At 65.5% G+C, this 26,192-nt stretch carries 17 protein-coding genes, 1 tRNA gene and 1 pseudogene; 12 read left to right on the forward strand and 7 right to left on the reverse strand.

Going from position 1 to position 26,192, the window contains the following annotated elements; genetic code table 11:
- Position 1 precedes the first annotated feature (1 nt).
- The 3 genes from ACYOEI_RS36155 to ACYOEI_RS36165 are packed head-to-tail and all read right to left on the reverse strand — an operon-like array spanning position 2 to position 3,743.
- Positions 2-943, reverse strand: a complete 942-nt coding sequence (locus ACYOEI_RS36155) for an ABC transporter permease (RefSeq protein WP_462855200.1) — start codon at positions 941-943, stop codon at positions 2-4.
- Positions 940-2,454, reverse strand: a complete 1,515-nt coding sequence (locus ACYOEI_RS36160; RefSeq protein WP_462855201.1) for a sugar ABC transporter ATP-binding protein — start codon at positions 2,452-2,454, stop codon at positions 940-942. Before ACYOEI_RS36160 ends, ACYOEI_RS36155 begins: the two co-directional genes overlap by 4 nt.
- Before the next feature lie 23 nt (positions 2,455-2,477).
- Positions 2,478-3,743, reverse strand: coding sequence for an L-rhamnose isomerase (locus ACYOEI_RS36165; protein ID WP_462855202.1), 1,266 nt, complete (start codon positions 3,741-3,743; stop codon positions 2,478-2,480).
- Between the two features lie 711 nt (positions 3,744-4,454).
- On the opposite strand from ACYOEI_RS36165, the gene ACYOEI_RS36170 reads away from it, so the two are divergent.
- A complete protein-coding gene (locus ACYOEI_RS36170) occupies positions 4,455-5,534 on the forward strand; it encodes a TIGR03032 family protein (RefSeq protein WP_462855203.1) in 1,080 nt (359 codons plus the stop codon).
- Here the strand turns inward: ACYOEI_RS36170 and ACYOEI_RS36175 are convergent.
- Entirely contained in the window at positions 5,531-7,867 is a 2,337-nt protein-coding gene (locus ACYOEI_RS36175) for a tetratricopeptide repeat protein (RefSeq protein ID WP_462855204.1), read from the reverse strand. The two genes, ACYOEI_RS36170 and ACYOEI_RS36175, sit on opposite strands and share 4 nt — an antisense overlap.
- Before the next feature lie 511 nt (positions 7,868-8,378).
- Here ACYOEI_RS36175 and ACYOEI_RS36180 point away from each other — a divergent pair.
- The gene (locus ACYOEI_RS36180) at positions 8,379-9,419 is read left to right on the forward strand and encodes a hypothetical protein (RefSeq protein ID WP_462855205.1); all 1,041 of its coding nucleotides are present in this window, start codon (positions 8,379-8,381) and stop codon (positions 9,417-9,419) included.
- A 28-nt stretch (positions 9,420-9,447) separates the two neighbouring features.
- Here ACYOEI_RS36180 and ACYOEI_RS36185 read toward each other — a convergent pair whose 3' ends face one another.
- The gene (locus ACYOEI_RS36185; protein WP_462855207.1) at positions 9,448-10,005 is read right to left on the reverse strand and encodes a hypothetical protein; all 558 of its coding nucleotides are present in this window, start codon (positions 10,003-10,005) and stop codon (positions 9,448-9,450) included.
- Between the two features lie 528 nt (positions 10,006-10,533).
- Here ACYOEI_RS36185 and ACYOEI_RS36190 point away from each other — a divergent pair.
- The 3 genes from ACYOEI_RS36190 to ACYOEI_RS36200 all read left to right on the forward strand — a co-directional run bounded on the left by ACYOEI_RS36190 (position 10,534) and on the right by ACYOEI_RS36200 (position 12,709).
- Positions 10,534-10,779, forward strand: a complete 246-nt coding sequence (locus tag ACYOEI_RS36190; RefSeq protein WP_462855208.1) for a hypothetical protein — start codon at positions 10,534-10,536, stop codon at positions 10,777-10,779.
- Between the two features lie 612 nt (positions 10,780-11,391).
- Positions 11,392-12,540 (forward strand): glycosyltransferase family 4 protein, encoded by a 1,149-nt coding sequence (locus ACYOEI_RS36195; protein WP_462855210.1) that lies wholly within the window; start codon positions 11,392-11,394, stop codon positions 12,538-12,540.
- 96 nt (positions 12,541-12,636) lie between these two features.
- A tRNA-Thr gene (locus ACYOEI_RS36200) sits at positions 12,637-12,709 on the forward strand.
- A 145-nt stretch (positions 12,710-12,854) separates the two neighbouring features.
- On the opposite strand, the gene ACYOEI_RS36205 is transcribed toward ACYOEI_RS36200, so the two are convergent.
- Positions 12,855-13,442 (reverse strand): hypothetical protein, encoded by a 588-nt coding sequence (locus ACYOEI_RS36205; RefSeq protein WP_462855212.1) that lies wholly within the window; start codon positions 13,440-13,442, stop codon positions 12,855-12,857.
- Positions 13,443-13,696: 254 nt separating this feature from the next.
- Here ACYOEI_RS36205 and ACYOEI_RS36210 point away from each other — a divergent pair, with 254 nt between their 5' ends.
- Positions 13,697-14,686, forward strand: coding sequence for a DUF1559 domain-containing protein (locus tag ACYOEI_RS36210; RefSeq protein ID WP_462855214.1), 990 nt, complete (start codon positions 13,697-13,699; stop codon positions 14,684-14,686).
- A gap of 71 nt (positions 14,687-14,757) precedes the next feature.
- On the opposite strand, the gene ACYOEI_RS36215 is transcribed toward ACYOEI_RS36210, so the two are convergent.
- The gene (locus tag ACYOEI_RS36215; RefSeq protein ID WP_462855215.1) at positions 14,758-16,365 is read right to left on the reverse strand and encodes an RNA polymerase sigma factor; all 1,608 of its coding nucleotides are present in this window, start codon (positions 16,363-16,365) and stop codon (positions 14,758-14,760) included.
- 434 nt (positions 16,366-16,799) lie between these two features.
- On the opposite strand from ACYOEI_RS36215, the gene ACYOEI_RS36220 reads away from it, so the two are divergent.
- The 6 genes and pseudogenes from ACYOEI_RS36220 to ACYOEI_RS36245 all read left to right on the forward strand — a co-directional run bounded on the left by ACYOEI_RS36220 (position 16,800) and on the right by ACYOEI_RS36245 (position 25,935).
- The gene (locus ACYOEI_RS36220; protein ID WP_462855217.1) at positions 16,800-17,657 is read left to right on the forward strand and encodes an FkbM family methyltransferase; all 858 of its coding nucleotides are present in this window, start codon (positions 16,800-16,802) and stop codon (positions 17,655-17,657) included.
- Positions 17,658-17,783: 126 nt separating this feature from the next.
- Positions 17,784-19,163, forward strand: a complete 1,380-nt coding sequence (locus ACYOEI_RS36225; RefSeq protein WP_462855219.1) for a fatty acid desaturase family protein — start codon at positions 17,784-17,786, stop codon at positions 19,161-19,163.
- A gap of 648 nt (positions 19,164-19,811) precedes the next feature.
- Positions 19,812-23,414 (forward strand): WD40 repeat domain-containing protein, encoded by a 3,603-nt coding sequence (locus ACYOEI_RS36230; protein WP_462855221.1) that lies wholly within the window; start codon positions 19,812-19,814, stop codon positions 23,412-23,414.
- A gap of 515 nt (positions 23,415-23,929) precedes the next feature.
- Positions 23,930-24,034: pseudogene (locus tag ACYOEI_RS36235) on the forward strand (helix-turn-helix domain-containing protein); the annotation flags it as partial.
- Between the two features lie 188 nt (positions 24,035-24,222).
- Positions 24,223-24,888, forward strand: a complete 666-nt coding sequence (locus ACYOEI_RS36240; protein WP_462855223.1) for a transposase — start codon at positions 24,223-24,225, stop codon at positions 24,886-24,888.
- 387 nt (positions 24,889-25,275) lie between these two features.
- Complete coding sequence (locus ACYOEI_RS36245) at positions 25,276-25,935, forward strand: zinc ribbon domain-containing protein (RefSeq protein WP_462855225.1); 660 nt, start codon at positions 25,276-25,278, stop codon at positions 25,933-25,935.
- Positions 25,936-26,192: the final 257 nt, after the last annotated feature.

Here is a 26,192-nt window from a genome sequence, read left to right on the forward strand (position 1 = left end):
GTTAGCTTCGTCTCCCTTCGCGGTAGAGCGCGTCCGAGGCGACGGCGAGGAGGATGATCGTCCCCTGGATCGCCTTCTCCCACTGCGGCTGGGTGCCGAGGAAGACGAGCGCCGGGGCGATCGTGCCGAGCAGGGCGACGCCGACAAGGGTCCCGAACAGGGTCCCTCGGCCTCCCGAGATCGCCGTGCCGCCGACGACCACGGCGGCGATGACCTGGAGCTCCAGCCCCGTTCCCGAGTTCGGGTCGACGTCGCCGAACCGGACCGCGTTCAGGAGCGCAGCCAAGCCGGCGAGGGCCCCCATCGCGACGAAGACGCCGAAGACGACCCGACGTGGGCGGATCCCGGCGAGTCGCGCCGCCTCGGGGTCGGAGCCGGTCGCGTATACGGCGCGTCCCACGGCCAGGTTCCGGAGTCCCCACGCGACAACGCCGAAGACGACGATCGCCAATCCGACGACGATCCACTGCCCAGTCCCCTGCCCCGCGCCGAACCACTGGAACCCGGGCGGGAGGTTGTGGACGAACTCGCCTTCGCGGAGATACCGGAGCGACTCGCGGAGGATCACCAGCGTCGCGAGCGTGACGACGATCGACGGAAGGCCGAGGCCCGCCACGAGCACGCCATTGAAGGCCCCGAGCACCCCGCCGACGAGGAGCGTCCCCAGGCCGACGACCGGGATCGGCAGCCCGGCCTTGGCCATGAGCCCCGCAACAACCCCGCATATACTGAATTGCGAACCCACCGAGATATCAATCTGCCGGCAGAGGATGATCAGCGTCATGCCCACCGCGGCCACCAGCACCGAGGCGTTGCCTACGACGAACGACCGAACCTGCTCGACCTTGTAGAACCGAGGGGCCGCGACCGCCAGGACGAGCAGGACGAGGACGTACACGAGGGCGACGGACAACTCCCGGCGATACTTCGCGACGAAGCTCATGCGGGCACCCCGCTCATCGTCGACGTGTGGCCGAGCGCCAGCTCGAGGATCGCCTCCTGGGTCGCGTCTTCACGGTCGACGTTGCCGACGACCGTGCCGCCGTGCATCACGACCACCCGGTCGCTCATCCCGAGGATCTCGGGCAGTTCGGACGAGATCATCACGATCGCGAGCCCCTTGCGGGCGAGATCCCCCATCAGGCGATGGATCTCCGCCTTGGCGCCGACGTCGACCCCCTGGGTCGGCTCGTCGAGGATGAGCACGCTCGGGTCGGCGGCGAGCCAACGCGCGAGCGCGACCTTCTGCTGATTGCCGCCGGAGAGGTTGCCGACGGGGGTGTCGATCGACTCGGTCTTGACCCCGAGCCGTCGGACGAGGTCCGAGGCAACCTCCCGCTCGCGGCGGAAGTCGAGCTGTCCGAACCGCGAGATCGCGCCGAGCGTGGCGAGTGTCGCGTTGTTTGCGACCGACATCTCGAGGATGACGCCGTGGTGTCGGCGATCCTCGGGGACGTACGCGATGCCCAGCTCCACGGCCCTGGCGGGGGTGTCGATCGCGACGGGCTCCCCCCGGAGCCGGATCGTGCCGGCGTCGGCGGGGGTCAGTCCGAAGAGCACCCGCGCCAGCTCGGTCCTCCCCGCGCCGACGAGCCCGGCCAGGCCGAGGATCTCGCCCGAGCGGACGCTCAGGGAGACCCCCTGCACCCCCGAGTCCCGACAGCCGAGCCCCTCGACCTCCAGGACGACGTCTCCCCTGGGGACCTCGACCTTGGGGAAGACCGCGGAGAGCTCGCGGCCGACCATCATCCGGATCAGGTCCGAGCGGTTCACCGACCCCATCGTCCGGGTCCCGACGAGGGTCCCGTCGCGGAGGGCCGTCACGCGGTCGGCGACCTGGGGGAGCTCCTCGAGCCGGTGGGAGATGTAGACGATCCCCACCCCCTGCCCCTTCAGCTCGCGGATGACCCGGAAAAGGTTGTCGACCTCGTGGTCACTCAGAGAAGCCGTGGGCTCGTCCATGATCAGGATCCGGGCGTCGGAGCCCAGGGCCCTGGCGATCTCGACGAGCTGCTGCTCGGGCATCGTGAGCTGTCGGACCTCGACCTCGGGGTCGATGGTCGACCCGATCCGGCCGAGGAGTCGCGAGGCCCGGGCCCGACGTTCGCCCCAGCGGATCCTGCGGAACGCCCCCCCCGACTCGAGCCCGAGGGCGATGTTCTCCGCGACGGTGAGATCCGGAAAGAGGGCGGGCTGCTGATAGATCGCCGCGATCCCGAGCCCTCGGGCGCGGACCGGGTCGTTGCCTTCGACCAGGGCCCCCTGCACCTCGAGCGTCCCTTCGTCCTGGACGTGGGCCCCGGTGATGACCTTGATCAAGGTCGACTTCCCCGCCCCGTTCTCGCCGACGAGGGCGTGGACCTCGCCCGCCTCGAGCTCGAAGGAGACCCCCTTCAGGGCCTGCACCCCCGCGAACGCCTTGCTGATCCCCGACAGCCTGAGTAACGTCGACACCGATCCCCTCCCGTCCCCTCGACTCAAGCTCGTCCCGAGAGGACGTCCCGCTCATACGCCTGGACCTCGGCGAGCCAATCGCGGCCGATCGGCACGCCTTGCGTCAGGCAGTAATAATCCCAGACCGCCCCGATCGGCATCGCCTTGAGCTCCTCGAGCAAGGCCAGCCGCGCCGTGAGGTCCCCCGCTTCTTCCCGCTCGCGGAGCAGCTTGGTCGGCTCGACGAGTGCGACGAGGAGGGCCCTCAGTGTGTTCCTCGTCCCGACGACCCAGGCCGCCACGCGGTTGATGCTCGCGTCGAAGAAGTCGAGCCCGATGTGGACCCGTCCGAGATACCCGCCCCGGACCACCTCCTGCGCGATCGCCACGAGCTCCTCGCCGAAGGTCACCACGTGGTCGCTATCCCAGCGCACCCCCCGGCTCACGTGCAGCAGGATCTCGTCCAGCCAGGTCAAAACCGCCGAGATCTTGTCGGAGATGACCTCCGTGGGGTGGAAATGGCCGGAGTCGAGGCAGAGCAAGGTCTCGCGGGTCAGGGCATAGCCGAAGTAGAACTCGTGCGAGCCGACCACGTACGACTCCGACCCGAGCCCGAAGAGCTTGCACTCGACGGCGTCCCGGTTCAACCTCGGGTCGATCGCCTCGGCGAAGATGGTGTCGAGCGCCTTCGCCAATCGTTCGCGAGGCCCTTTGCGGTCGACCGGCGAGTCTTTCGAGCCGTCGGGTATCCAGTAGTTCGTGATGCAAGGAGTCCCGAGCGCCTCGCCGATCGCCGCGCCGATGCGTCGGCAGGCGATCCCATGTTCGATCCAGAAGCCTCGGATACCGTCGTCGGGGTGGCTGAGGGTCAAGCCGTCCGCGACCTTGGGGTGGGCGAAGTAGGTGGGGTTGAAGTCCATCCCCATCCCCTTGCCCTTCGCCCAGTCGATCCAGGCCGAGAAATGCTCGGGCCTCAAGTCGTTCCGCTCGACGCGACAGCCTTCGGTCTCGGCGTAGCTGGCGTGCAGATTCAGCCGATGCCGCCCCGGGATCAACGCGAGGGCCTTATCCAAATCCGACCGCAGCTCGTACGCCGTGCGGGCCTTCCCGGGGTAGTTCCCGGTGACGGCCAGGCCGCCGCCGATCTCCTGCCCGGCGTTCTCGAACCCCCCGACATCGTCCCCCTGCCAGCAGTGCAGCGAGATGGCGACATCCTTGAGGCGCGACAACGCCCGGTCGAGGTCGACCCCGAGCTCCTCGTAGCGTTCCTTCGCCAAGGCGAACGCCTGTTCCACCAGTCGATTCTGCATGACGATAGCGCCCTGAGGCCCGCCCCCGCCGCGGGATGTTGCCACGCCGGCCGGTCCACTGGTCAACGAGCGGCCGACGAACGAAAGAGCGATCCCCGATCGCCTCGGACGACCAAGACTGATGCACGCCAGGGAATCGTTTCCGTTCAATCTACGCCATGTGCGGCCCCGGCACGAGCCCACGCTTCGCCTCGACACCCGAAACCCGACTTTTTCTTTAAAGCCAGGTTGCTGACACAGTCAACGACGCCTCTTCGATCCCGGAATCATCGCCGTCCTCGAGACGCGACGAGAACGGATCTGCCCGACGAGTCCCGTCGCACAAAGGGGGCAACCACAGGCCCATGAGCCTTGCATTCCGACCGCTTGTTCCTGAAGGAACCCGCACAGTAGAGTCGGGGTGACATACATTAGAGTGGCAAACGGTTAAGTTGCACACGGCATGGGGTCTCTGAAACCGAGAGCGGAGGCGGAAACGGGGACTGGCTCCGCAGCGAAGCGCAGGTGCCCGTCCCCGTTTCCGCCGCAGCGGACGGCGACGGCCCGGAAACCGGAGACAGGCACCCGGCCCCGATGTTCCTCCGCGAAATCCCCAGCATGATCCGGCCGGGAGCCAGTCCCCGTTTTCCTCCGACGTGCGCAATGCGTGTGAGCTCCGCTCTAAGTGAAGGTTGGAGCCGATCGCTCCCCGAGGCAGGGATTCACGAAGACATGGACAACGCCGCCCCCCCGCCCCCAGCGCCCGACGACAATTGGTTCCAGGTCACCGGCTCGGCCGACTTCGTCGGCTGGATGGCCGAGCAGCATCTGAGCCTGGCCTTCACCACCTATCAGACGGGGAAGCTGTTCCTCCTCGGCCGCAAGCCCGACGGGGGGATCTCGGCCTTCGAGCGCACGTTCAACCGCTGCATGGGGCTCTGGTCCGACGGCCAGACCCTTTGGATGAGCATGCTCTACCAGCTCTGGCGGTTCGAGAACATCCTGCGTCCCGGCATGTGGCACGACGGACGCGACCGCCTTTACGTCCCAAAGATCGCGTATACGACGGGCGACCTCGACGTCCACGACGTCGCAATCGAGTCGAGCGGGCGTGTCGTCTTCGTGAACACCCAATTCGGTTGCCTGGCGACCGTAAGCCTCCGCGACAGCTTCACCCCCCTCTGGAAGCCCCCATTCCTGAGCGCATTGGCGGCCGAAGATCGGTGCCACATGAACGGCCTGGCGGTCGTCGAGGGGCGTGCGAGGTACGTGACCGTCGTGGGGGCCAGCGACACGGCCGAGGGTTGGCGGCCGCTCCGGCGCGACGGAGGGCTCGTGATCGACATGATCGAAAACCGGACGGTCGCCTCGGGCCTCTCGATGCCCCACTCCCCGCGCTGGCACCAGGGCCGACTCTGGCTGCTGAACTCGGGGACGGGCTGGTTCGGGAGCGTCGACCTCGACGCGGGGACCTTCGTGCCGTTGACGTTCTGCCCCGGCTACCTCCGCGGCCTGGCCTTCGCGGGCGATTACGCCATCGTGGGGACCTCCCGGCCGAGGCACCACCGGACCTTCAACGGCCTGGCGCTCGACGACGAGTTGGCAGCCCGAGGGGTCGAGGCCCGCTGCGGGCTCCACGTCATCGACCTGCGGAGCGGCCGGATCGTCCACTGGCTCGCGATCGAGGGCATGGTCAGCGAGCTCTACGACGTCGTCACGCTCCCCGATGTCGTCCGGCCGATGGCCCTGGGCTTCAAGACGGATGAGATTCAGCGACTGATCTCGGTCGGCGAGGAGGAGCCGCTGATTTAGTCCTGGACGGGCTCCGGATCCTCCACGACGATCATCTCAGGGGGACGGCCGGACGCAAAAAACTCCCACATCGCCCGGTAGGCACACTCGAGGTTCCGGACGTGGCGAGGCGTGTCGAAGAGCGGCCAGGTCTTGCGCCTCGCCTGGAGCTTGCGACGAAGCCCCGCCCGCTCCTCGGGGTTCCGGGCCAGCCGGATCGCGGCCCGCTCGTATTCCTCGGGGTTGTTGACGATGAGCTCCGGGAGGCCGACGGCCGTCAAGAGACTGGCGGCAACCCTCGAGGCGAAGGTCTCGCCCGGGCAGGTCAGCACGGGGAGGCCCGCCCAGAGGGCATCGCAGGTCGTCGTGTGGGCGTTGTAGAGGGACGTGTCGAGGAAGAGGTCGGCCAGCCCGACCCGCGCCAGGTGCTCAGCCTTGCTCGGCTTGTGACCGGCGAAGACGAGCCGGGCGGGGTCGATCCCCCTCGCCTCGGCCTCGCGCGAGAGGTTCCGCATCACGGTCGGCACGAACCGGCTCAACCAGAGGACGCTCCCGGGCACTTCGGCCAGGATCCGCATCCAGAGCGAGAAGAGACTCGGCTCGATCTTGTAGCTGTTGTTGAAGCTGGCGAAGACGACGCCCTCCTCGGGCAAACCCTCGTCGGCCCGCCTGGCCGCGACGTCGGCGATCGGCTGCTCGTGGTCCGTGACCATGAACGCGTGGGGCATCAGCACCAGGGTCTCGCGGAAGGTCTCTCCACGATCAGGGGGGGTGACGATCCGGTCGCCGATGATGTAGTCGATGTACGGGGCCCCCATCGTCCCGGAATACCCCAGGTAGTTCACCTGGATCGGCGCCGGCCGCAAGGCCGGGATCGCCGTGCGGGCGGTCCCCGTGTAGCCGGTCAGGTCGACGAGGATCTGGACCCCGTCTTCGTGGATCCGCCGCGCGGCCTCTTCGGCCGAACATTTGTCGATGTCTCGAAAATAATCGCAATCCCGCATGGCGCGTCGGCGATAGGCGCTGCCGTCGTCGGGCCCGTAGGCATAGGCGAAGACCTCGAACTCGCGGCGATCGTGCCGGCCGAACACGCCTTGCATCAAATGCATGACGGCATGATCACGATAGTCGCTCGAGAGATAGCCGATCCGAATTCGCCCTTCGCGTGTTGTGGCGTGGCGAAACGCCAACGAGGCCCGAGAGTCCTCGAGCTCACGCGACTGGGCGTCGGAGTGGCTCCGCGCGACGGCGAGCTGCCGCTCGGCGGACCAGGGCGTCATCAGGGTGTGGAACGGGGCCACGGTCGCGAGCTTGCCCGCCTCGAGATTGGCCGCGGTCAGCGCCCAGAGCCGGGCCAGTTCCGCGTCGCGATCGGCCCAGTCGCAGAGGACGGCCCTCGTCCCGACGCGACAGGCGTAGGCCTCGAGCAAATCAGGCTTGTGGGCCAGGGCCCGCTCGAAGGCCTCGAGGGCCGCGTCGAGCTCGTGGCGGGAGAGGAGGACGTTGCCGAGGTCGTAGTTCGCCTCGGCCAGGTCGGGCTGGAGCCGGAGGGCGGCCTGGAAGGCTCCAAGTGCTTCGTCCTGCCGGCCCTGCCACACGAACGCCCGGCCCAGCTCGTGCAGGGCCCTCGCATACTCGGGACGGAGCCGAATCGCCTCGCGGTAGCTCGCCTCGGCGGCCGAGGGGTCGCCGAGCACCATCGTGGAATGGCCGAGGTTGAAGTGCGCCTCGGGGTAGTTCGGCTGGAGCCTCAAGGCCTCGCGAAACCGCTCGGCGGCCTCGAGGTGTCGACCCTCCCCCTGGAGGAGTGCTCCCAGGTTGTTGTGCGCCAGGGCGTAGGTCGGACGGATTCGGATCGCCTCGGCGTAGCAGTCCCTGGCCTCGTCCACGTGACCCTGGGCCTGTAACGCCCGGCCCAGGTTCAGGAGGACCCGCTCCGCCTCGGGCCGAGTCTCCAGCGACCGGCGGAAGCTCGCCACGGCCTCGGTGTTCTCGCCGCGATCGAACTGGATCCGCCCCAAGGCATGGTTCGCCGGGGCGTGGTTAGGGTCGAGCCACAAGGCCGCCCGAAGGCTCGCCTCCGCGGGCTCGAGCCTCCCCGAAGCCCGATACGCCTCCCCCAGCGCCTGGTGCGTCGTCGGGTTGTCCGGGTCGAGGATCGTCGCGTGGTGCAGATAGAGGATCGCCACGTCGACCCGGCCGACGTCCAGCGCGATCAGGCCGAGCAGGTAGATCGCCCCCGCGTGTAGCGGCTCCGCCTGCAGCGTCTCCCAGCAGAGCCGCTCGGCCCCGGCGCGATCCCCCACTTGATACAGCCCCAAAGCCTCATGAGGAAGATCCGCCGTCGTCGTCACTGCTCGTCTCCCCAAACACCGCGCCAAGCTCCACCGAGCCCCCATAGGGGGGATTTACTCACCACAAAGGCACCAAGACACAAAGGGAGAAGACCGAGAGGATCAATCCATTCCGGTGTTCTGCCGAAGTGCATGGAGCCTTGGTGCCTATTTGAGGAGACTCCATGAAGGTCGATCAAACCGGGCCTGCTGGATTCCATCGAGGAGTCTCCGTGAATCGGCAGCGTGGGTCAACCTGATGGCGATTCCTCGGCAAGTCCCAATCGTCGCTTGGGAAGCAAATCGAAGCAGAGAAGTCGCCCACCTCAGAGGGTCGCGACTCTGATCACCGAAATACACACCCGGCCACGAATGCCCTTTGCCCAAGCCCAAGCCTCCGGAACAGGGATTCCTCTGGGCCGTTTTTGCGATCTTTGGTACGTAGGGTACGACCTGGATCTCACCGCCCGAAAGACATAGCGAGCATCTATCGAGACACCTCTGGGCGGGGCACATTCAAGGAGGAGCATCGATGTCGAGAGCAACGCAACAGCCCGGCTGGGCGACCCTCCTCGCTGTCCTGCTGGTGATCTTCATCCCTAGCCTAAGCCGAGCGGCGGCGGAGCTCCGGTTCGACAAGCCCTTCCTCGCGGGCGTGATCGAGAAGCTCCCCCCGACGAGCTTCCAGAAGGACGGGCAATACCGCGGGACGGTCGACGGCTTTCGGCTCCTCGCGATCGAGCCGAAGTCGAGGCGATTTCTCGTCGCCTGCCAGGTGTCGGGCGAATTCAAAGCCCCGGTCGCGAACCCGCTCAAGAAGGTGGTGTCGCGCGACAAGGCGCGCGAGGACGACTGGAAGGGTTACCGGTTCGACGTCCAACTCGGGATCAACATCGAGGCGGGCCTCGACGGGACGCCGCGGTTCCGGTTCGAGGTCGAGGAGATCAAGCGCCGGGAGCTCGAAGGTTTCGCCGGGATCCTGGCGAAGTTCCTCGGGTCGTCGTTCGATGCCCTGGTGACGCAGGTCGCCGACGGCAAGACGTCCCGCCTCAATGAAAAGCTCAACGCCGAGGTCATGAAGCATGCCAAGGCGTTCAAGGAATATGGGGTCTTCCAGGGGATCGAATACACCCCGATGGACGTCGTGCTCCGCTTCGACGTCAGCCGCTACAAGTACGAAGGGATCACGGGCTACGTCTACGCCGAGGCCCAGCCCGGCACTCAGCCGCTCTACCGCTGGGTCCATCGCCGGGGGACGATCCATCTCTTCACGACGGGTACGGTCGTGCCCGACCGTCGGATCTTCCTCCCCGAAGGCATCGCGTGCTATGTCCTCGGCGGGCCGCAGGCCGAGACGCTCCCGGTCTACGGCTGGCGACGGGGCGGGGACCAGTTCTTCACCCTCGCGCCCGACGGCGAAGGGATCTACCAGAAGGGCTATCACCCGGAAGGGATCGCCTTCCACGTCGACACGGTCCAAAAGCCCGGGACCGTCCCGCTCTACCGGTTCGTCGACCCCCGCGCCGGACGGCATTTCTTCACGACCCATCCGCACGCGGAGTTCGCCAAGTAGGGACCATCCCGCCGGCTCGAGGAGAGGGTCAGGCCGCCTTCGTCTCCTTGGCGGCTGTGGGGATGACGCTGGCCAGGAGGATGGCGATCGCCAGGAGGACGGTCAGGTAGAAAACGAGCACCCCGTTGGGATCCTCGATCGACTCCGGAGCCGCTCCCGAGGGAGCCGGGCCGGGAAACGGGAGGGCCGAGGCCCGCTCGACGGGGAAGGCCGACTCGTCGGACTTGCGGGTGTCGAAGAGGTCGTCGAGCAAGCGAGGCAAGGCTCGGGCTCGCCCCGTGTAGGGTCCGCGCAGGGCCTCGGTCCGCATCAGGAGCCGTTCGACCCGGACCTCGGGATACATCGCGCGAATCCGGCCGACCGCGTCCACCACCTTCGGGTGGCACAGGGCCTGGCCCATGGTGGGGAACGACGCGAACCAGTGGTCGTGGCGCCACGTGATCAACTGTCTCCGACAACGTTCGGCCAGGACCGCGTCTTCGGGCCCGCTCTCGGCCACCGCCAAAGTCAGGAGTGCATCGCGCATCCCCGACCGGCCGTCAAGCTCGGCCTGCCAGGCAAGCCGCAAGAGATACTCGGCCGACATCGGACTCTCCTCCCTCCCTCCCTCACCCCGTCCCCATCACCGGGATACCAACGGCATCCGGACGGGGAGAGGACCTCTCGGGGCCCGGCGCGACGGCTCCCTCCGAGTCTTCACCCAAGGTTTGAAAAATTCCGTCGGCCCGCTCCGCGAACGAAACGGGCCAAGACCCCACACAGTCGCGGCGGATGGCAGCATCGCGCGGCTGCAGACTGCTGAGGGACGACGGACCCTCGCACGAACCCGGCCAGCCTTGGCCCTCGCCTACCGCATTCATCACCGTCGGCGGGACTTTCCTCATCGGTGAGATCCGGGATGACTCCCGGAAGGGCGCGGCCGATGGCGAGGTCAGGCTGAGCTCTCGTATTTATCCCATCGGCGTTCATTCGGCCGATCTTTCTCCATTTCCTCTGTCTTCCCAAAACCGGAGGTTGGATCCTCACGAGAGAGATGCCTAGAGTGGTTAACGTTCGAGTGGCATCCCCTCGGCCTTCCTTCCAACTCCCGGGCCAGGTTCCGGTTTCGAGAGGAATGAATTCTCCCGAGGAACTCGGCGGCGTCGTCAACGGCCCCCAGGGCCCCGGCTTCTACAAGGGCGGCCACAACGAGCAAACCGCCAATACCATGGTTTTCATCGAGTCAGGAAAGCGCGGCGTTGTCATCCTTTCGAATAACGTCCGCGTCGAGCGCAGCTTTGCCGAGTTGGTCAAATTCATCCTCGGGGACACTGGGGTGCCCTACCATTGGGAATACGGCGACCATGCCGGCAAGTCGTGAGCTCCTCACCGTAATGCGGGTCTTCCACACCTTCAGAACTCCGTCCGATGGTGCGTTGGGGAGGCCGGCAGAATCGTGGTCCTACCCCCGCATTCGAGAGAACGAAAGGTTCCCTCATTCGTCGGCATGCCATCCATCCGGGAGTGATCAAATGGGTATGGGCCCAGTCTTTTCCTATCGCAACGATGCCCACCTTGAGGACATGCTCGCGTCCTTTCGCGTGGCGAGAATCGAAATCCGTCCCATCGGTGATGGTTCCTGCATCACGGCACTGGATTTCCGACGCGGCCTGGGTCGGATCAAGGGATGGAAGTGGGTCGAACCATCGGGTGAGTCGGCCATCCATTTGGTTTGCCATCATGGACGGAATCCATTCTTGTGGCCCTCGGACATGCGGCTGATTAGGGACCTCGGGCGTCTTTTCCTCGCAAACAGCGCGAGTCAACTTTGATGGGCTAGTCTTTCGCCATCGCTCGATCGAACCTGACCGTCGAACACAGTCACTTCGCGTCATCCCTGAACCGAGGTGGAATGCCCGGACGAATTGGGGTTCTCGGGGGCGGACCCGGGTTACTATGCTGGTCCGACCGCAAACCCGGCCGGAGCCCCGCGATGCGAATCCTGATCGTCACCTCGTTCCCGATCCCAGGCGACTACGACGGCACGGCGATGCTGCCGATCAAGATCCTCCGTGCCCTCAAGTCACGCGGGATCGACGTGGTGCTCGCCTACTTGCGGGCCAGGCCGCCGTTCGGGATGGTGACGCGGACCGATTTCGAGGGGACGCCGCTGTTCACGCTCCCCCCCGGCACCTGGACGCTCGGACTCCGCCGGATCGCACGCGAGTTCCCCTTCGACCTCGTCCACGCCCAGCATTACGGCGGCGCCACGCGGGCCTTCTTCGCCTGCCAGCGGAACCACTGGCCGATGGTTTATGAGGTCCACTCGCTGCTCGGTGACGAGGTCGAGCGTCAACGCCTGGGCCGAGGCTTGGTGTTCCGGGCCTATGTTGCCCTCGAACGTAAGGTCATCCGCCACGCGGCCGCGGTGATCGTCCTGGGCGAGCCGGTCAAGCGCGTGATGATCTGGGAGAAGGAGGTCCCCGCCGACCGGGTCTCCGTGATCTACCCGGGGATCGACCTCCGCGAATATGACCATCCGGGCGAGCCCGTCGCCATCGAAGGGATCGGCCCCGAGCACAAGGTCATCATGTACGTCGGGAGCATCGTCCACCCGAACCAGGGGGTCCCGATCCTGATCGACGCCCTCCCCCAAATCTTCGACGCGAAGTCCGAGGCGCGTTGCGTGCTCGTGGGAGGCCCCGCCGAGGCCGGCGAGGCCTACCGGGCCAAGCTCGGCCGATACGGCGACCGCCTCGTCGTCCTGCCCAACCGGACGCCGGAGGAGGTCGTGGCGTTGACGCGACGTGCCGACGTCCTGGTCCACCCTCGCCTGGCCTGCCGCGAGAACTTCTCCGTGCAGAGCAAGATCGCCGTCTACCTCGCCTCCGGCCGCCCGATCGTGGCGACTGACTTCGGCGACTACACCGACCTCCTGGGCAAGACCGGGGCCGGCCTCCTGACCGAAGTGACCCCCGGGTCCCTGGCCGAAGGGATCCTCCAGGTCCTCTCCGACCCGGCCCTCGCCTCCCGACTCGCCGCCGCCACCGGCCCCGTCGCCCGGGAGCACTTCGCCATGGACCGCAACTTCGACCGATACCTCGACGTCTACCAACGCGCCCTCGCCGCCGGCCCTCGTTGAACGTGCCGGGAGTCCCGACACACCCACAAGCCTTCGAATGTCCTCGTGGATCGGCTTGACACTCGCGGTCGTGCCGCCTATGATGACTCTCTCGACGCCACCGTAGCTCAACTGGCAGAGCACCGCTTTCGTAAAGCGGGGGTTGATGGTTCGACTCCATTCGGTGGCTCTTTCGACACAACTCGTGATCCCATTAGGGCCTTAAGGCCCATTTTTCATGCGCCGATCGGGCCACTCTCAGTCCCTTTTCTCACCGTTCACCTGGGACTCAAGAAGTGATCGTCTGTATGGGCTATAAGCCGTGTAACAATCACCTATGCCGATGCCGGGTCGAACCCGGACCCCGGTGGGGACCCCTTCAGGTATCGTGAGAGCGTGTTGCCGTAAGGGGTATCGAACTGGACCTTGGTGATCCGGTCGTATTCGACGACCGACGACTCGTCGTCCCAGACACCCAACGGGTCGAAATTGAGGATGGAAACCGTTGCGTCGTCCAAGGCGACGACCCGTCCGATGAGAAAGTCGTCGTTCTCATCCGACTTGCGATCCTCGATTTCGATGATGACGTTCCGATCCATATCCCGGAGGGCGGCCAAAAGCGATCGGAACTCGTCGAGGGGCACGTGATAGGAGATGCCCACGAGCCCCATGAGCCCTTCGCCCCGGAACATGGTCTCCCAGAACCTCTCGCGTTCTCCGGATCGTACTCGCTTGATGTCGGCGACCCGCAGGGCGACGAATCCCTCGGGGTAGAAGTCGTGGAACTGCTGGAGGAGGACGCCATCTCGACCGAGTCCCAGGATGAAGCCATTGTGGATCGGTTCGCCGGGGTAGACCCTGGTGATCTGGGCTATTCTCGGCCGGTCCACGAGCTTCAACAGTCGGTCCCTGATCTGCCCCATGGAACGTCTCCGAATCCCGACCGGTCCACACCCTGCCCAACAAAGCGCCGATAACCCAGCAGCCTCGAGTGTGAGATCCCGCCCCCCCGGCAATGGCTGAGGATGTCCGCGTCATTCGACGCCCGGGCCTTCGAGGGAGAAGGAATCACCAGCGTCTCTTCGCTACGATACCGCTCCGGGTTGACACAGGCGGAGAATGCCCTACCCTGCACCGCGAGATTGTGGATCAAGCACCATCGGCGGAGGATCTCGCCATGAGGCAACGGGCGAAGCAGGATTGGAGACGTGGGTTCACCCTGATCGAGCTCCTGGTGGTGATCGCGATCATCGCCCTCCTGATCGCTTTGCTCCTGCCCGCGGTCCAGGCGGCGCGTGAGGCGGCCCGCCGGATGCAGTGCGCCAACAACCTCAAGCAGATCGGCCTGGCGATCCACGGATATCATGACGCGTGGCAGGTCTTCCCGCCGGCGTATCTGGCCCGAAAGACCACCGGCCCCAACCTCGGGGCGGGTTGGGCCTGGGGGACGCTCATCCTCCCCTACCTCGAGCAAAGGCCGGTGTACGACGCCGCGAACTTCGCCTTCAGTTACGGCAGCGCCGATGGGAACGACCCCCGAGGTTTGCTCGGCCTGTCCACCAACAAGACCGTGATGCGGACAAGCCTCTCGGTTTTCCTCTGCCCCGACGGCGGAGGGGGTGACGGGCCGATCGACCTCGGTCAAGGCGCAGTGATCGCGGGCGCGCCTGCCCAGTACGTCGGCTCGGCGGGTTGGATAAACCTCTCCAAATCGCCGGTTCTCGGAGATGGTGTCCTCTATCCCAACGGTCGGGTCTCGGTCGCCGACATCAACGACGGGACGAGCGCGACCTTGATGGTCGGGGAACGGTCGCGCAACGTCACCGACGTCGTCTGGTCCGGCATCCTCGGGATCTCTCCTCAAGAGCCCCTGCCGCTCTGCACCAAGCGGGGTTGGAGCGTCGGATCGTGCGTCGCGCTCATGTTCCTGGTCATGGGCAGGACCGGACCGTCCGCCGACCTCGTGAGCGGGAGCGTCCCCCTCGGGAACACCCCGAACAGCCCGGGGGCCGGCGCCGATGGATTCTGGAGCCAGCATCCCGGCGGTTGCGAATTCCTGTTCTGCGACGGGTCGGTCCGGTTCCTCAAACAAACCTTGGCCCCACAAGTCTTCCAGGCGCTGGGCTCGAGAGCCGGCAGCGAGGTCATTGGAGCCGACCAGTATTGATCGTCGGCTCTGAGACGTGAACCACATCGGAACCTCGGCTTTGAGGAAAGAGCGTGGTCCGGAAAGGAAACCTACTGCCGAGGTGGGGTCGTCGTCGCCGGAGCGTTAGGCTTTCGCGTGCGGACCAGGATGAGTCGCTCGGCGATCTTCGAGGCACCGGCAGCGTCGACGGTCCGCGTAAGGCCAAGACTCAGGAGAAGTCCTCCGCCCGACGCGGGGAGGGTGACCTGCTGGTCGAAATCGGTCTGGGTTAGCTCGGGAACCTCGATCTTATCGGCCGCTCCCGCCGGGCCGACGATGGTGTGGAGGGCCACGAGGTGGAGGCTGCGGACCGAGAACTGGAAGGTGTGGTACTTCCCGTCAGCAGAGAGGCGGCTGCTCAAACGGACTTCGCAGCCCTCGCGCTTCCTTCCATCCCTCGACTCCGGCGGATCGACGTTCTTGGGGCGATCCGACGTCTCCTGGCGATCGATCCATGCGGGTTTGTGGAAGTTATCCGGGATCCGGAGGACAGCCTTCGAGCCTAGGCGAGTGATCAGACTCTCCGCCTTCTCGAGGCTCGCGCCAGGGACCCCGCCGAGGAGATGTGCGAGGAGGCCCACTTCGACGTCGGAGAGAAACATAAAGGCGCGGGTGTAATTGATGTCGTAGTCGGGCTTGAATACGGTGAAGAGGGACAGTCCGGGGGATTCGATGAATGCAACGTCGTACCGGACCGTCGCCTCCTCGGACGGTGCCGAGGCCGGGGACGCGTCGGTCACCACTGCCTCGGTCGACTTCGAAGACACGGAGTCGGCCCGTAACCCGGCCGTCGCGAGGACAGTTCCGACCAATCCGGCGGCCAGCAAGGTGTTCGCCGACCATTGCTTCAAAACATTCAGGCGCATCATCCATAAAGCTTCGTTTGCGAGCGAGAGGACTGCGGCCGGGACCGTCCCGGCCGAACGAGGGTCCGCCGCGGCCCGTAGCGCGACGGACGTCGTCGATCCGACAAAAGATCGGTGGGTGAGCACTCCCGTTCGTCCCGAGAGCGAGAGCCCCGGGAGGCCTGACTGCGGGGAGAAGCCCCGGCGACGGAGACGATCGCCCAGGCGGGCTCGTCCCCTGGCCAAACGGCTCTTGATCGTGCCGGCCGGGCACCCCAGGTGGTGCGCCGCCTGGTCGTGGGTGAGGCCCTCGAAGTCGCAGAGGAGGACGGCGTCTCGGTAGGGCTCGGGGAGGCGTGCGACCTCCTCGTGCAGCACGGCCTCGTCCTCATCCCGGTCGCCGCCGAAACCTTCGGCGAGCAAGGCCCCGGCCCTGGCCGCGTATCTCAACTCGTGCCGGCGACGACGGGCGGCGGCGGCCTTACTGCAGGCAGCGACGCGGTTGGCGACCCCATAGAGCCAACTGGCAATCGACTCGCGATTGCGGATCGAGCACGCCCGCTTGACCAGGACCGGGAACGTCGCCTGGGCGGCATCTCGGGCGTCGTCGGGGTCGTTGAGGGTCCGCCGACAGAGGCGGAGGATCATCGGCCCGTGCCGCTCGACGAGCGCCGCGAAGGCGAGTTCGGCGTCTTCCTCGCCTCGGGCCAGGAACCGCTCGAGCAGTTGCCCGTCGGTCAATCCCGCGGACATCCCGTCGTTGAAGAGCGTCCGAAGGTCCCTCGAGACGTGATTTGTTCGGTTCGGCTTCACCCGTGCGCCCTCCGTGCTGTGGTGTCGATTGTAGTGTCACGTCGGGCCTCGACCGTTCCCGATTTCTCCAGGTCTCGGCCAAGATTTCGCGAGGGATGGACGTCGTTGTCCCGGAAACCGAGGAGGGCGAGGAGGCGATCGAGGAAGGCGTGGAACCCAGCAAACTCTCGGCCCGGAATGCGGTTTGCTGGTCGTATTGGTATCGACGGGGAATCCCGGCTACCGCCGCCCTCCGACTTTAGGGTACCGGGCCCAATATTTGCACGATCAAGTGTTTTCTGGGCTTTTTCATTAGGGGAGCCGGGTTTTCACTCGGTGGATGCTGCGTCGGGACCATCATTCCGCCGACAGGGCTTCAAATCGCGAGGCCGCCGCACTTCTGCCGACCACCCTTCTTCCCACGGATAGCCCTATACCTACAGGATGGACGGTCAATGCTCGGCGATTCGCACAAGCCCCTCCACCATTCCTATCGGCTGCCCAACGGCCTGGACGTCGCCAGCCTGAGCGACACCGACACCCTCATGGTGTACCGAGACATCTTCGATGACGAATGCTACCGACGCGGCGGCGTCACGATTCGCGACGGAGATTGCATCCTCGACGTTGGCGCCAACACGGGCCTCTTCATGCTGTATCTGAACAAAATCCTCGACACCGCCCGTGTCTACGCCTTCGAGCCTATCCCTGCGACCTTCCAAACATTACGTCGAAACGTCGAGATTCACGATCGTTTGAAAACCCGACTGTTCAACGTCGGCCTGTCCCAAAAGCCGGGAAAGGCAGTCTTCGAGTATTACCCCCGCCTATCGAACGCCTCGACGATGTATCCGGACGACTCCGCGACGGCTTCTCGACGCGGCAGGGATTATATCCTGGCGCAAATCCACACCCTCCCTCGGCCCTTGGCCGCACTGCTCGCGATCTGCCCTGCGGCGATACGGAACACGATCGCCGAGCGGGTACGTCGTTATTATATGAAAAAGCAGGAAGTGACCTGCGACTTGACGACCATGTCGACGATCTTGCGCGAGAACGGCATCGACAGGGTCGACCTACTGAAGGTGGACGCGGAGCAAAGCGAGCAATCCATCCTGGCCGGCCTATCCGAGGCGGATTGGCCCAAGATCCGTCAGGTCATCGTCGAAGTCCACGGCGGGGACGAGTCGACTCGGGGGATGGTGGAATCCCTGGGCCTGCGTGGATTCCAGACCTCCGTCGAGTCGAACCCGACCTTCCCGTCCCTGTCTTTGGTCTATGGTGTTCGGCAGGCGCCGTGCGGCCAGGGTTGAGCGCCGGATCGTTTTCGCGTCGCGTCGACGGCGTGGAGTCTTCCCCACTCCGTTCTTCGTTTCGTCCTCTTGGTAGCTCGAGCCAGGAATGGCCGTCGGAAAGACCAGTTATCGATGGAAAGCCGAATGGCACTTGACGGTAATACGGAACGGACTTCCCGCGACGCGACTTCGCTACGAGAGCAGATTGCTCGACTGCGGTCCGTCGACAACGTAACAAACCTGGCGTGCGTCGCGAAGGAATACCTTTGCATCGCGGCGGTAATGGGCGGAGCGATCGTATTCTGCGAATGCCGAGGACGCTGGGGCCTGTCCTGGGGTTGGGGAGTCCTCGTCGTGTTCCTGGCGGTGGTGATGGTCGGTGCTTTGCAGCATCGCCTCGCCGCGTTGGGCCACGAGGCCTCCCATTATATCCTCTTGAAGAACAAATCCCTGAACGATCTGGTCGGTGACGTCTTCTGCATGTTCCCGATTCTTGCGACGGTCCATTTCTATCGCCTATTCCACCTCGCGCATCACCAGTATACGAACGACCCGAAACGCGATCCGGACCTCGTCGTCCTGGGTCAGAGCAAAATGGTCGAGAAGTTCCCGATGTCGCGGTGGCAATTCATCAAGTCCTTCTACCTGCGCCCGCTCGTCGACTTGCCGTCATTCTTGGCCTACCAGATGGACTATTTCAACACCACCGTCCTGGGCCGCTCGGACAACATCTATCTGCGAGCGACGCCCGATCTCGGCATTTTCGGTGGTGCATGGCCCCGGCTCGGTGCGGCGCTCGGATGGGCCTACATCCTCGCTTCCCTGGCCGTACAGTGGGTCATCCTGGAAATGGGCCGACCCGCCTGGCTTCTCGGCCAGGGATTGGCCGGCATCTTGCTGATCCTCGGGGTGGTGGCCGTGCTCCCCGATCGGGCTTTCCACCCCTCGCCGTTGCGCCGACCGCTTTCCGCACGGTCCTCGGCACGCGTCAGGCTCGGATACTATACCGGTTGCTTCATCTCCCTCGGGCTGCTCGGCTCGGCGACTTCGGGGAAATCTACGGCCTACTTCTTCTTGCTCTGGGTACTGCCGATGCTCAGCACGTTCTTTTACTTCATGCTGTTGCGCGACGTCTACCAACACACCAATGCCGATGACGGGCGTTTGACCAATACGCGAGTGTTCATCGTCGATCCGTTCACGCGCTGGGCCGTATTCGTCTATGGACAGGACATGCATGTCCCCCACCATCTCTATCCTGGTGTCCCTCACCATCGCCTCCCCTTGCTTCACAAACTGCTCCGGGAACTGGACGCGGAGTACGGGGCAAACGTGGTCGAATGCCACGGCACGTTCGCCAATCGCGGTGGATTCCCCACGATCCTCGACACATTGACGGGGCCAAGGGCCGATCGGCCGACTCGGTTCAGCTCAGCATCGTCGTCATGGTGGGACCAAACTCTTACCATGATTGGAAGGCGAACCAGGAAATCCCGGATCGACTCGACCAACTCGCGTACCTGAACTCGAGCCTGAGGTCGGCCGACTCAGGTTCCTCGACCGACCCGCCCGCGCGACGCCGGCCCGGCAGGTCGAGGGACCGACCGGGCCGCATCCGTGCGACGGCCATCGACGGATCTCGGCAATGCTGGCCCGCGAGGGCCGGTCGGCACCAAGAAGACGATGCGCCGGATCTACCGGGCGGCGGGCTCAAGGCTGGTCGGTCGCGGGACCGCACCCACACCATGGCGGCCTCAAGGGCAAGACGTGACCGGGCGTGGGGCGAGTATGCCTCGCCTATCGGGGAGGGAGGGGGAGACGGAGAGGAGGCGGAAAGAGTATCCTCAAGTGTTGCAATGACCTCCGGAGTCCGAGAGGCTTCCCGCGAGAATACCGTCGAGGGTAGGGACTGGCGAGGACGAGGGAGGACCGACGTCACCGTTGCCGATCCGGCCGTATGAGAGTAAGGAGCGTGTCGAGGAGCCGAGCCCTTTTCGGAATCGGAAAGGGCCGAGTTGCTCGGGGGCGAGTCCAGCCCATGACCTTCGGCCTGGCGACGCCGCTTGTCGCGTCCCTGCGAGTCGGCTCTCTTTCGGGAGAGTCCGGGCTCCTCGGCACGCTCGGCCGTCAGCGGGACGCGGGAATCCTTCGCCTTGTGTGCGGGAGCCACGAGTGAACCACCGCCTTTGCGACCGGGTCAATTTTCGCCTTCCTTCTCGTCCGCGGGTCGACCGAGGGTCGCTCGGGCGTCCGCTCTGGTCGTTGGCCCTTGCCCTGGGGCTCGGGGGGATCCTCACGACCTCCGCCCGGGCGCAGGACGGGCTCCGCGACTTCTTGAAGCCGATCCTGGTGCTTAACACGCAGGGGCACCACGCCCCGATCCGGGCCTTGGCGTTCGGGCCCGACGGGCGGCAACTGCTCTCGGCCGGGTTCGACAAGGTCGTCAACGTGTGGGACCTCACAGGCTCCCGGCCGTCCCTCGGCGCCACGCTCCGCCCGCCGATCTGGCGGGGGCCTGCGGGGACGATCAACGCCATGGCCCTGTCGAAGACCGAGGTCGACCAGGGCCAACGCGTTATGGCGGTCGCCGGCTATGGTGTCTCGAGCCAAAGGGGGGAGATCGCCCTCTTCCACTTCCCAGGCGCAGGAGCCGCCAAAGCCCGGACGGGCGATCATTTCGCCCTGCTCCTGAACGACGACCCCAAGCGCAACGAGGACCCTGACCGGCGCAACCCGACGGGCCACTCCGACGCCGTGACCAGCCTGGCGTTCAACCCCGACGGATCACTCCTCGCCTCCGCCAGCAACGACGCGACCGTGCGGCTCTGGGATTGGAAGGCCGGACGGAGTACGGCCGTGCTCCGCGACCACGTCGGTGCGGTCAAAGGGGTCGTCTTCTCGCCGGACGGAAAGACCCTCGTCACCGCGGGCGACGACGGCGTCGTTCGGCTCTGGCGGGTCGACCAGCCCGCCGCCCCCGTCGCAAGGTCGGCCCCCCCGGCCCGGGTCGCAAACGACGCCCTCGGCATCCAGATCAACGCCCTGGCGATCAGCGACGACGGCCGTTGGCTCGTGATCGGCCGCGAAGATGGCCAGGTCATCCGCTACGACGCCGCGACCCTGGCCAACCCGGTCTTGATCGCAAACCAGGCGGAGACCATCGAGGCCCTGACGCTCAGCCACGACGGCAAGGCGCTCGTCACGACGTCCATCGGCCGTTTGCGGAACAAGGCCGACCTCCCCGACTTCACCTGCTCGGTCCGCGTCCGGGACATGCCCGACGGCGCGAACCCTCGAGAGATCCTCAACCTCGACAACATCGCCTATTCGTGCGTGTTCAGCCCCGACGACCGCACCCTGGCCGTCGCCGGGGGGGACCGCCAGGGGGTAACCCTGGTGACCCGAGGGGCCGGGGCCTGGAACGAGCGGAAGGAGCTCAAGGGGACGGGGAGGACCGTCCGTGACGTCGGCCTCCGGATCGACTCGAGCGGGCGCCTGGCCGTCGGGTTCTCGCACGACGCCGACCAAAACCCGCTCGCCCCGTTGCCTCGCGTCGCCAGGCGATACCGAGGCTTCATCCTGCCCGACCGGGAGATCACCTCGTTCGACCCCGCCGAGTTGAACCGTTCCCTCCGCTCGTACGAGGGCTGGACGATCCGGGCGATCGACCAGTTCACGCTCGAAGTTGTGCAGACCGGCCCGCCGGCCCGGTCGTTCCGGATCGCGCTCCACGAGCGGAAGGATCGGCGTTGGATGTCTTACAGCCTCATCCCCCCCGGCCCGGGACATACCCGGCCGACGGCGGCTGTCGGCTGCGATTCGGGCGTCTGGTTCTATCGGCTCGACGACGGCGTCCCGACTCGGCTCTACGCAGGGCACAGCGGCCCGGTCTACTGCCTCGCGCCGTCCAGCGATGGCCGTTGGCTCGCCACCGGCTCCTCGGACCAAACCGTCCGGCTCTGGCCGCTCGCCGGTTGCGACACCCCTCCGACCCTCGGCGCCAAGTTCGAACGCCGACCTGATGGGACGAGCGTCGTCAAGTCGGTCGCCCCGCTCGGCTTCGCCGACGCGATGGGTCTGGAGAAAGGGGACGTCCCCACGGCCTATGCCCTCGACGGCAAGATCGTCACCGAGGCCGACTTCCTCGCCCGATTCGACACCCAGATGCCGAACGCCCGGATCGAGCTCATCGTGCGCCGGAGTTCGGCCCCCGCGGGAGGACCCGCGGTCGACGAGTTGATCGCCCTGGGGACCAGCCGCCGCGACGCCCCGGCGCTCTCGCTGTTCCTCGGCGACGACCAGGAGTGGGTCCTCTGGATGCCCCGAGGCTACTACGACACCTCGATCGCCGGGGACGCGAAGCTCCTCGGCTGGCACCTGAACCAGTCGAAGCTCATCCCGGCCAGGCCGACCGACTACCTCGAAATCCTCAAGTACGAGAAGCCCTTCCGCCAACCCAAGCGGTCCCAGCCGAACAAGCTGGATACGCTCTTGCAGTCGGGCCGGCTCGACCTGGCCCTGGCCGTCCCCTTCCCTCCCCCCGAACCGGTCGTGGCCCCGCCCCCCGTCGCCGCGCCTCCGGTCGTCCAGGCCCCGGCCAATAACAACGCCACGCCCGCCGACGTGGTGCAGCAGTCGCAGCCTCCCGAGGTCACCCTGCGGATCACGCCACGACCGGGGCAGCGGATCACGAAGACTGACGGTGTACCGATCGATGCCGAGGGTGTGCTCCCCGACAAGATCCTCGTCGACGGTCAGGCTGGGGCCCCGAATCCACTCGACCTCCGCGCCACGATCGACGCCCAGGGGCGCAGCCCCGCGCGGTCGTTCAAGGTCCAGGTCGACGGGAGGACGATCCGAGCGGTCCTCGACCTGGGCAACCCGGTCGCGGTTCGCCAGGAGTTGGCGACCCTTCCCATCAGCCCGGGTCCGCACCGAATCGCGGTCGAGGTGACTAATGACCGGGGGATCACCCGGACCGTCACCTGCGACCTCGTCGTCCGGGCCCCCCAGCCGGTCGTCCGCGAGCGTCGGCTCAAGGTCCTGTCGTTCGCCCCGACGTTCCTCGAGACGAAGCTCCCCCCCGTCAAGTTCGCCGACCGCGACGTCCGAGACCTGCGCAAGTTCTTCAAGACCCACCTGCTCGCTCCCGAGGAAGGCCCCTCCCCTCCTTCGTTCGAGGAGACCCAGCTCGTCGGCGACTCGGCGACGAGCGACTCGGTCCGGCAGGCGTTCCAGGGGCTCGCCCAGGAGTCGTTCACCGAGGACGACCTCGTGCTGGTCGTGATCGAGTCCCACGTCCTCAACGGCGGCCGAGAGCGGAAGATCGCCGCCGCCGACGGCCGAGGCGTCCCCCCCGACCCCGGCGTCCCGGCCGACGAGCTCGCCGGCTACCTCGGCGAGATCGTCAAGTACAAGTGCCGCGTCATCGTCCTGATCGACGGCGTCCACACCCGTTCGAGCAAGACCTGGGATACGGATATCAACGAGTGGGTGCGCGAGCTGCGCGACAAGCAGAACGTCATCACCGTCGTCGCCTCCAACAGCGGCCCGAGCCGGTTCCTCAACGACCGAGGCCATCGCGCCTTCGCCCAGGCCGTGCTCGACTCCGTCCGCCCACCGTTCCTGACCGAAGGGCCGCTCTCCCTGAACGACTTCCGCGACCGGGTCATCGAGGGCGTCCTGAACCTCACCGGCCGGCAACAACAAGCCGCCTGCTATCTGCCCGACTCGATCAACGGTGAGTTCCCCCTGCTCGACCCGAAAGGGAAATGATCGGAGCTCCGCAAGGGAAATGATCGGAGCTCCGCCGAGCAACCGCCGGGAAACCTCTTCACCACAAAGGCACCAAGGGAGGATTCCGAGAGCACGAATCCCGGCATCGTCCCAAACCGCCCCTACAGCGGTTCTCAGCCGCATCGCACACAACAGAATTGGCCGAAGGCCTTGATCTTCGGGCGAAACCGTTCACTTTGTGCGAAATGCCTGCGTTAACTGCTGTAATAGGCAGCGATCAGAATCGAGAGCCTCCCCGGCGAGTCGTCGACTCCTAGGTGGATTATACTCCGCGCGGAGCCCAGCGAGACATTTCCGGCCGAGACGATTATGATGGCCGCGCGGTCCCGGCGACAAGGATGTTGGTTTGTTGGTTCGGCTCGCGTCGCAACGCAAAGAGATCGGCCATGGCTTGGCTTCGCGTTCAGTTGACCGAGGAGCAACAGTCGATCGTGAATGGGGAACGGACGTCTCATCCCCACCCACGGGTTCGGGAATAGATGCTGATCCTTCGGATGTTGCACTGTGGTGTCACTCGCCAGAAAGCGGCCCAAGTCGCCGGGGTCGGCCGGGCCACCGTTCAACGGTACGTGGCCGCATTCCGAGACGGGGGCTTGGACGGGCTGCGGCGTTGGGACGTCGAAGGCCAGGTGAGTGAATTGGCCGCCTATCGCGACCTGATCCGCGAGTCGTTCGAGGAGAGTCCCGTCCGCACGATCGCCGAAGCGGGCGACCGGATCTTTCAACGGACCGGATTGCGTCGCGGTCCCAGTCAAGTCCGCAAGTTCCTCAAGGACCTGGGGCCGAAATGGCGGTTCGTCCGCGCCATCCCCGTGCCCCCCAAAACAACTCGGCCGAGCACGTCGTCGCCCAAGCCGAGTTTCTCGACACCAAACCGAGGCCGTGTCTGGACGCCGCCCGAGCGAGTGAGGGTCATGTCTTCTTCGTCGATGCGGCCCATTTCGTGTTCGGGACGTTCTTGTGTTGCCTCTGGGCGATCACGCGGATCTTCGTCCGCGCGGCTTCAGGTCGTCAACGGTTCAACGTCCCGGGTGCGTGGAACGCGGTCACTCGCGAGTGGATTGCCGAGACGAACACGACCGTCGTCAACACGGAGACGATCAGCGAACTCTGGCGGAAGATCGCCGGACTGGGACTGATCGGACCGATCACGCCGGTGCTCGACAACGCCCGTTTCCAGCACAACGCCGCGGTGAAGGCACTGGCGGAAGGGTTGGGAATCACGCTCCTGTTCTTGCCCTCGTACTCGCCGAACCTGGACCTGATCGAACGGCTGTGGAAGTTCACCAAGCGTCGAGCCGTCTACGGTCGCTACCACCCGACGTTTCGCGAGTTTCAGGCGGCCATCCAGGAGACGCTTGATGGCATTGCGACCATCCACGCAGAGCCACTGACGAAGTTGATGACGCTCAAATTTCAGCACTTCGAAGACGTCTCACTCTTAGCCGCGTGAAGTATAAATAGGGGTACACAAATTGGTCACGTTATTTTGGAACAGCTCCTCGGTCGTCGTGCCCCCGAGCGAATCAAGGCATCGACTTGGTCCGAAGTGCCTTCCATCGGTTGCACTGCGGTGGTCGCATCAAATCGCCACACACAAGCAGGCCATACCAGTCATTACCCTGATTTAATGTACAGAAAAACAGCGGGTTGCAGCTTCGAAATCACTGGATATCCGTTCAAAGAAACGGGTATCACCATGATTGATTTCTATTCCAAAGTGATCGTGGCGAGGTACGATGGGGTTAGGGCGGAAGACCATCGGATGTCGGTGTCACCGATCGGTGTTCGAATGCTTCTGTTGGTCGCGACCGCGTCAGCAGCTTCGGCAAGGACCCCTATGAAGATTTCGTTCGAATGCCCGTCCTGTGCGGCCTCGGGTTCCGTCGACGCGGTCCACGCCGGCAAGCGGGTGCGTTGCCGGCATTGCAAGTACCAATTCGCCGTCCCAGGGCCTGAAGGCGCGGAGCCCTTGGGGTATTCGCTGGAGGAGGCTCCCCAATCACCCGCTGTGGCCCTTGCCCCAGGCCTGACGGAAGCGCCCGTGTTCGTCCCCGCCCGAGGTGATGAGGTGACCGCCGCCTCCACGCCGCGTCGTCCTCGGACAAAGAATCGAACCAACTCGAAGTCCCGCCCGGATCGAGGCGAAAGGCGGGGCTTTGCGTGGGCAAAACAACGAGGCATTCCCGTCCTGATCACTATCGGCGTCGTCTTGCTGGGCACGGCGCTGTTCGTCCCCGGTGGGGTGCTCATCGCCGGGTACGCCTTGCTCGGACTCGGTACCCTGATGGCAATCGTCGGCTTCGGCGTCGGAGCCTTCGGCGCCTTCAGCGAAGACTTCATCCACGGGTTCTTCTACGTGGTGTTTCCGCCTTACGCGGCGTTTTACTTCGTGACCCGCTGGGACGACCTCTGGATCTGGTTCGCCTTCGTGGTGGGGGGCGTCGGGCTCATCACGCTCGGCGGCCAACTGCTCGAGTGGGCTGGGGTGGCCGTCTGAGCTTCGGCTCTGACGCGAGGCGGTCGGCGCGGACGCTCGACTCTCGAGGGCACGCTCAACGTCCTGGAGGAAGTTGAGGGAAAACGAAAAATCGTGATCTCGATGAGACCCTTTGGCCTCTCAATCTGAGAAACTCGCAGATCCGGGAGCACTTCTTACGAACCCGTTAGCCGCAATTTACAAGCGTCAGCCTTGTGGCCCATCGAGCCTTGACTTGGGAGCGCCTTCACCGTTTTCGCTCTTCCCTCAGACGCATG

This window comes from Singulisphaera rosea (assembly GCF_054877945.1).